The sequence below is a fragment of the Caballeronia cordobensis genome, assembly GCF_001544575.2.
GTDB lineage: Bacteria > Pseudomonadota > Gammaproteobacteria > Burkholderiales > Burkholderiaceae > Caballeronia > Caballeronia cordobensis.
Genome location: NZ_FCNY02000021.1, coordinates 121,108 through 127,551 on the forward strand (window position 1 = coordinate 121,108; position 6,444 = coordinate 127,551).

The 6,444-nt window shown below is 59.4% G+C and carries 6 protein-coding genes and 1 pseudogene; 5 read left to right on the forward strand and 2 right to left on the reverse strand.

Features of this window, described 5'->3' with window-relative positions; all coding sequences use genetic code 11:
• The first annotated feature begins 171 nt into the window (after nucleotides 1-171).
• The gene (locus tag AWB70_RS30590) at nucleotides 172-660 is read left to right on the forward strand and encodes an Hcp family type VI secretion system effector (protein WP_053568896.1); all 489 of its coding nucleotides are present in this window, start codon (nucleotides 172-174) and stop codon (nucleotides 658-660) included.
• Between the two features lie 93 nt (nucleotides 661-753).
• Here AWB70_RS30590 and AWB70_RS39130 read toward each other — a convergent pair whose 3' ends face one another.
• On the reverse strand, nucleotides 754-894 hold the full coding sequence (locus AWB70_RS39130; protein ID WP_167350991.1) for a hypothetical protein: 141 nt from the start codon (nucleotides 892-894) through the stop codon (nucleotides 754-756).
• A gap of 1,471 nt (nucleotides 895-2,365) precedes the next feature.
• On the opposite strand from AWB70_RS39130, the gene AWB70_RS30600 reads away from it, so the two are divergent.
• Nucleotides 2,366-2,707 (forward strand): YciI family protein, encoded by a 342-nt coding sequence (locus AWB70_RS30600; RefSeq protein ID WP_045453060.1) that lies wholly within the window; start codon nucleotides 2,366-2,368, stop codon nucleotides 2,705-2,707.
• Between the two features lie 422 nt (nucleotides 2,708-3,129).
• Here AWB70_RS30600 and AWB70_RS30605 read toward each other — a convergent pair whose 3' ends face one another.
• A complete protein-coding gene (locus AWB70_RS30605; protein ID WP_143281724.1) occupies nucleotides 3,130-3,405 on the reverse strand; it encodes a hypothetical protein in 276 nt (91 codons plus the stop codon).
• A 244-nt stretch (nucleotides 3,406-3,649) separates the two neighbouring features.
• Here AWB70_RS30605 and AWB70_RS30610 point away from each other — a divergent pair, with 244 nt between their 5' ends.
• From AWB70_RS30610 to AWB70_RS30615, 3 genes and pseudogenes are all read left to right on the forward strand, one after another.
• Entirely contained in the window at nucleotides 3,650-4,579 is a 930-nt protein-coding gene (locus AWB70_RS30610; protein WP_053568893.1) for an AEC family transporter, read from the forward strand.
• Nucleotides 4,580-4,741: 162 nt separating this feature from the next.
• Nucleotides 4,742-4,875 (forward strand): annotated as a pseudogene (locus AWB70_RS39750) (hypothetical protein); the annotation flags it as partial.
• The coding region (locus tag AWB70_RS30615) for a non-ribosomal peptide synthetase (protein WP_235024394.1) at nucleotides 4,872-6,444 on the forward strand (1,573 nt) is incomplete at its 3' end. The pseudogene AWB70_RS39750 and the gene AWB70_RS30615, both read left to right, overlap by 4 nt.

The window sequence follows — 6,444 nt, forward strand, 5'->3', positions numbered from 1 at the left end:
AGGCGCCGCTGACGCCCGATCTAACGCAGACCGATCTGCCGGCCGGTGCTTTGGGATCGTGTTTCATTCGTAATCTGAATCCCCATTTCTGAAACGCGGCCGTAACGGCGCGCCCATAGAATTCCTACCATGCGCTAAACGAAACGCGCCAATCTTACCGGAGAACAAATCATGCCCATGCCGTGCTACCTCACCCTCGAAGGCAAGAACCAAGGCAAGATCGAAGGCTCGAACAAAGTCCAGGGTCACGAAGGAAAGATTCTCGTACAGGCCGTCGATCACACCATCGAAATCCCGAAGAGCCCGCAAACGGGTTTGCCTACCGGCAAGCGCGTGCATGGGGCGATGACGATTACCAAGGAAATCGACAAGTCCTCGCCCAAGCTGTTTCAGGCGCTGACCTCGGGCGAGCAGATGAAGGACGTGTCGCTGGAGTTCTACCGCATCTCGCCGAAGGGCACGGAAGAGAAGTACTACACCGTGAACCTGTCGAATGCGATTCTGACGAATATGAAGTCGTGGACGCCGAATGCGCTGGATCCGGACAACAAGCACATTGGCCACATGGAAGACCTCGCGTTCACGTACGAGAAGATCAGCTGGACATACGAACCGGACGGTATCGAAGCCGAAGATTCGTGGCTTGCGCCGAAGGCTTGATGCTGGATTGATGAGAGAAGTCCACCTCTCGCGATTAGGTGAAAAAAACCGTCCGGCCGGACGGGGTTGTCGCCGTTCAAGCGCGGAACACGCTTACTTGCAATGGCGCTCCCAATGATGATGCACGCGGACCTTGTGACACACGGCATGATGATAATTCGAGTCAGCGGAAGCCGGAGCAACAAACAAAATTGCCATGCCCGTGGCAAGCAGGGTGAGAATTGCTTTCTTCATCAGTTCGTCATCCTGCAAATGGAAGAGACGAAACCCTAGCAGCGCGAGCTTACGCGGACCTTGGCTTAATAAAATCGTGCGGAGTACTCGTTCCCGTCAATTGGCAAAATCGACCCAGAAAAGCATTGTCCGCTTCCGGGCGCGATGCGGCCATATGCGACACCGGGTTTTCCGCTAGGTCGGCCAAGTCCTTAAGGGTGTTCGCGAATAGTTTAGAACTTGTGCCGCATGCCAATGCGCAAGGAAACTTGCTTGTCGTTAGCACAATTGCATTCGAGCGTTGCCAAACTTATCCCGTCGCTTCGCTCGGGAAATAGACTGTCGTGCCGATATTACGGCAATGGACGCCACAGACCGATATCCTACGAGTGCGAGCGAGCTGCGATCGACCGACGCTGAGCTCGCCCATCTGCGTGTCATGATTGCGATAGCGGTTCGGCATCGGGAGACCTTTTTTTCGCGCAGCTACTGGCGCGCACGCGTGACTTCCTTAATGGCTACGAGTCACCTACTGCCGGCGCAGTTGCACGTCACATCGGCACTTCTCGCTCAGATTGACTCGATCACGGAGAGCGCCCAGACCTAGGCTCATATTCTTTGATTCTCGGTAGACCCGTTCGGAAATACGGTGACCTTGATAGCGACGCCCCCTGCTCCAGTCGGTGTAAGGTGATCGCTTCCTCTCCCTTCGCATCTGGGCGCACCCTTCCTTAGCTTAGATATCCCACATACTTTGCAAGACTATTTGCGAGTTAGCAATGCAAGCATCGCTTAGAGTTTGAGCGGTTCATCTGGGCTCCGAATAGGTAATCACCTACTACACCTAATTCGCATGGTCGCTCTTTAAAATCAGACATTCGCACGTCGAGTTGCAGCAACTGGCAACAGCACGCTCCCCGCAGCGGGATGGCGCGCATTGGGAACTCTTCGGGCTCAAAACCCGAGGCCCCTGGGTTCTAGAATCCCGCCCCCGCAACCAAAGCCGAGATGGCTTTGCGCGATTGAGGCCACTTCGGATACAGGATTCTTCTTCGAGGCTGGGCGCTATGCGGGCGCTGGCCGCGAAAATACGGCAAGACCGCCACACCATCAAACCCGCCTCCATGCGAGTTTTTTCCGGACATTTAACAGCTTCGGAGCGGCTATGCGTGAACTCTTTCCGCTAGAAACTCGTTCGGCACAAGCGCTTTAAACGATTCAAATCGAGCACGCCAACCTTTGTCAACAACCAGTAACCGGCCCGTCATCGGGCGGCTGCCATTTCAATCCGGCCATTAAGCGAAGTGCGTTCAGCCATGAGAGTATCCTTGGTGAAGCGTTCACCGACCCGACGCGATTGCGCGACCGAATTATGGCAAGATCGCCCCTGTACCGAACGGTGACGACCTATGATCGACGCGCTTCGGCCAAGCCCGCACTGGCGCGTAGGCGGCGCACCCAATTTCGAAACTCAAACCCGTCGAACTGACCGATGACGAAATACCTTATCTCCTTTCCAGGATCGGCGATGGATACCTCCGACGCGGACATGGCTGCGGTCGGCGAAGCGGCACACGCGGTCATACGCGAGGCGAAAGATGCCGGCGTCTATGTGTTCGGCGGTGGTATCAACGAGGAGGTCGCGCCGCTGATGGTCGCCGCGGACGGCACGGTCACAAACAAGACCTACCCGCAGACCAAGGAGTTAGACGGCGGTTTCTGTGTCCTAGAACTGCCGTCGCGCGAAGCCGCCGTCCAATGGGCCGCGAAGATCGCCAAAGCCTGCCGCTGCTCGCAGGAACTCCGCGAGTTCGGGTACGACCCACAGAGCTGACCGGCGAGGGCCACAGCCCGGTTCGAGCGAGGAGGCGGGACAACCCGGCCCGAGGACCGCGGCGACGCGCCTGGCTACGAAGACTTTCTGCAGGCCATGGCCGATGCACAGCACCCACAACATGGCCGGTGGCTTTATCCACGAGAGCTGGGATGCGAACGCCTCCTTTGATATTTACGACAACGACTGGCTCGTAGACATCGAGGTCTGAGCGTAAAGGCGTTTTCGACTCCTTCCGACGCCACGCTTACACGTGAGGGGCTGGCGCGTGCCCCTTTAATAACCGATCTCTGCCTGACGACGAACGCAGGCGTCTCGGCCTTTGCTGACATTCGGACTTCGACGTCAGAGAGGCGGCTACGGGGCGGCGACCAACCGTGCCATGGATCCATAGCGCCCCGCTAACCTAGCGTGTCAGCCAGCTAAATCTTCGAGAGAGTCACCCGTCTACGCGGATCGCACACGCCGAATTCTACTGCTGCCACGGTAATGCGGTGTCGATTGAGCTCAAAGGCGACGCGCAGTTGCGCCGGCGACATGTCTTTCGCGCCGAGTCCTTGGATTGCGAGGCGAGCAGAATCGGCATGGGAGCAGAAGTCCCAACCAAGTCCGAACGCGGAAAAATGAATTTCGCCGTCGGCGAAAGCAGGTTGCGAGAGCTTCAACTGTGTTCGGGTATCTGAGGAAACATTCATCATCGCGCTCCAAAGGGGCATCGAACTATTCCAGCATCTCTTGGATTGCGCACCCGCGTCGGCCGTCCCCTTGATGCATCACGTTCTGTACACGTTTCTCTGCTCCGCGCTCGCAATCGCGATCGCGGTCGTAAATCTCGCCTAATTCTCGCGCGACACACTGTGCGCCGGCGTTTGAGTCGCGCTTTCCCGTCAAGCATCATTCGTGGGCCCGCATGCCTGCGCGTTCCCCGCACTGGATTCCGCCATGCATCTCGTCGGTATGATCTTCCCGATCTTTGCGATCGTCGTCGCGGGATGGCTCGCGGGCGCCACCGGCTATTTGCCGCGTACGCTCGGCGCCTCGCTGACACGTTTCGCCTATTACATCGCCATGCCCGCGCTGGTATTCCTCACCATCGGCGACGAGACGCTGCACTCGCTGCTCGACTGGCGCTTCCTCGCCGCATTCGGCGGAGGTTCGCTGATCTGCTTCGCAGTTGTCATGGCGATCGCTCGGTTCCGGCCCGGCGCGACTTTCGGCACGAGCGCCATGATCGGCGCTGCGGCCTCGATGACCAACACCGCGTTCGTCGCGCTACCCATCCTCAAGGCGCTGTACGGCAAGCCGGGCGTCCTCGCGGCGGCGATCGCGACCGTCGTCATCGGCGCCATCATGTTTCCGCTGCTAGTCGTTCTGCTGGAAATCGACCGCTTCGGCACCTCGCGGACGATCCGCCTGGGACCGTTGATGCGCCAGATCGCAACCAACCCTGTGATCCTCGCGACGGTGTTCGCGCTGATATGGTCTTATACTGCCGTCGGCATGCCGAAGCCGCTCGAGTCTCTGCTGTCGATTCTCGGCGACGCGTTGACCCCGTGCGCACTGTTCGCCATCGGGCTTGAACTGACCATCGGCGAACTTCGCGAGCGCCTGTCCTTCTACTTGCTGTTATCGGTGATCAAGCTGGTGCTCATGCCGATCGTGGTCTATGCGCTGTGTCGCGCGAGCGGCCTGGGCGACACGCTGACCGTCGCCGCCGTCGTCTGCGGTGCAGTGCCGACCGCGAAGAGCGCCTTTGTGCTCGCCGCGGAATATGATGTCGAGAAGAAGATGGTGGGCGCCGTCATTTCGATGTCCACGTTGCTATCGATCGTCACGCTGTTTGTCTGGCTCTACCTCATCCACGGCGCCTGACGTTGTTGTTGTCAAAGCCAAATTTAAATGGCGCGCCGAGGGGGCAGCGGTATTCCTGGACTACCAAAACGTAGTTCTTGCATTCGCACGAAGACCGCATTCGACTAATCAAGCTGTACGAACATTGGGAAGCGCTTTACCGCGACTGTTCGTCAATTAGGCTACATTCGCTGGTACAACGAGAAGCGAATCAAGATCTCGCTCGGCGCACTCGGTCCGATTGAATACTCGAGAGCCTCGGGCTGACGACCCAATCCAGTTCGAAAATTCTGCCGCACCCCGTTTCATCACTGTGAGTGGCTCACTTCCAGCCGCTCGCCAGTGTCGACTCGGAGGAGTCGATCACCTGGCGCAAAGCCACAGTTCGGTCCTTAGACCGACTCGCCGAGCCGCCCCGCACTTCGACGTCAACCTCTTCCCCAACCTCCCGCTTCCCCCCGCCCGTAACTTTCAACTAACTCTGGAGCGACACACTAGCTTGTCAGCGCGCCGTCGCGGTCCGGCGGCCCATCCGCGATCCGCAATGCCGAGCTTCAATCGCTCTTACACCGTGGAAAAACCGATGTCTGATCTACTCACTTCTGGCGATGCCGCCACGATCGACGACCAACGGGAACAGGTTTGCGCGACGCAGTGTGATCGCCGATCCCACGATGAAGGCTGGCCGCCTAAGGAGACGATGAACGATACGGCCTTGCCGTTCGCCGAGTACCGATGCATCCACCAGTTGTTCGAGGAGCAGGCCGTTCGCAATCCTGATGCGCTGGCCGCCGTGTGGGAAGACACGTCGCTGACTTATGCGGTGCTCAATGCGCGCGCCAATCAGCTTGCGCACCGAATGATCGGCCTTGGCGTGACGCCGGATGCACCGGTGGCGCTATGCGTCGAGCGCGGCCTCGACATGTTGATCAGCGTTCTCGCTATCCTCAAAGCAGGCGGTGCCTACGTACCGCTCGATCCGGCTTATCCTCGCGAGCGGCTCGCACATGTCCTGAAGGACGCCGCTCCATTGCTGATCGTTGCCGACGAGGCGGGACGCGCCGCTCTGGGCGACACCGCCACACTGGCGGTGATCGATCCGTGCGCGCCGCTCGCGCCTCTCACACACAATCCGTCTGTCTGCGGCCTTCACTCGCGTCATCTCGCCTACATCATCTATACCTCGGGTTCCACCGGTACGCCCAAGGGCGTTATGATCGAGCATCGTGGCGCGTTCAGCCTGGCGAAAGCGCAGATCGGCTTGTTCTCAACGTCTCCGACGAGCCGGATCGCGCAGTTTGCATCCATCGGTTTCGATGCCAGTGTCTGGGAAATGTTGATGGCGTTCGGTGCGGGCGCCGCGCTTGTTCTCGTGCCGGACTCGGTGCGCCGTTCAGGCGAAGCATTGGCCGAGTACTTCTCGCGCCATGACGTGACGCACGCAACGCTTCCACCGGCTCTCATCGGAACGCTTCCGTCCGGCGCGTTGAGCACACTGCGCACGCTTGTTCTCGCGGGTGAAAGCCCAAGCCCCGCGCTCATGTCGGTTGCCGGGCCGCAAACGGCCGTGTTCAACGCGTACGGCCCGACCGAAGGCACGGTCTGCGCGACGACATGGCGATGCCCGTCAGATTTCGACGATGCGGCCGTGCCTATCGGTAGGCCGATCGACAACACGATCATTTATCTGCTCGATGCCGCGGGCCGGCCCGTGCCGATGGGCGCGATCGGCGAGATTTACATCTGTGGCGCGGGCGTCGCGCGCGGCTACCTGAATCGGCCTGAACTCACCGCCGAGCACTTTCTCGTCGATCCGTTCAGCGATGAGCCCGACGCACGCATGTATCGCACCGGCGATCTCGCGCGCTATCTCTCCGATGGCAACA

Bases quoted from the DNA above. Each gene is read 5' to 3' on its own strand.
- AWB70_RS30590 (WP_053568896.1), top strand. From the start codon at position 172: ATGCCCATGCCGTGCTACCTCACCCTCGAAGGCAAGAACCAAGGCAAG.
- AWB70_RS39130 (WP_167350991.1), bottom strand. From the start codon at position 894: ATGAAGAAAGCAATTCTCACCCTGCTTGCCACGGGCATGGCAATTTTG.
- AWB70_RS30600 (WP_045453060.1), top strand. From the start codon at position 2,366: ATGACGAAATACCTTATCTCCTTTCCAGGATCGGCGATGGATACCTCC.
- AWB70_RS30605 (WP_143281724.1), bottom strand. From the start codon at position 3,405: ATGATGAATGTTTCCTCAGATACCCGAACACAGTTGAAGCTCTCGCAA.
- AWB70_RS30610 (WP_053568893.1), top strand. From the start codon at position 3,650: ATGCATCTCGTCGGTATGATCTTCCCGATCTTTGCGATCGTCGTCGCG.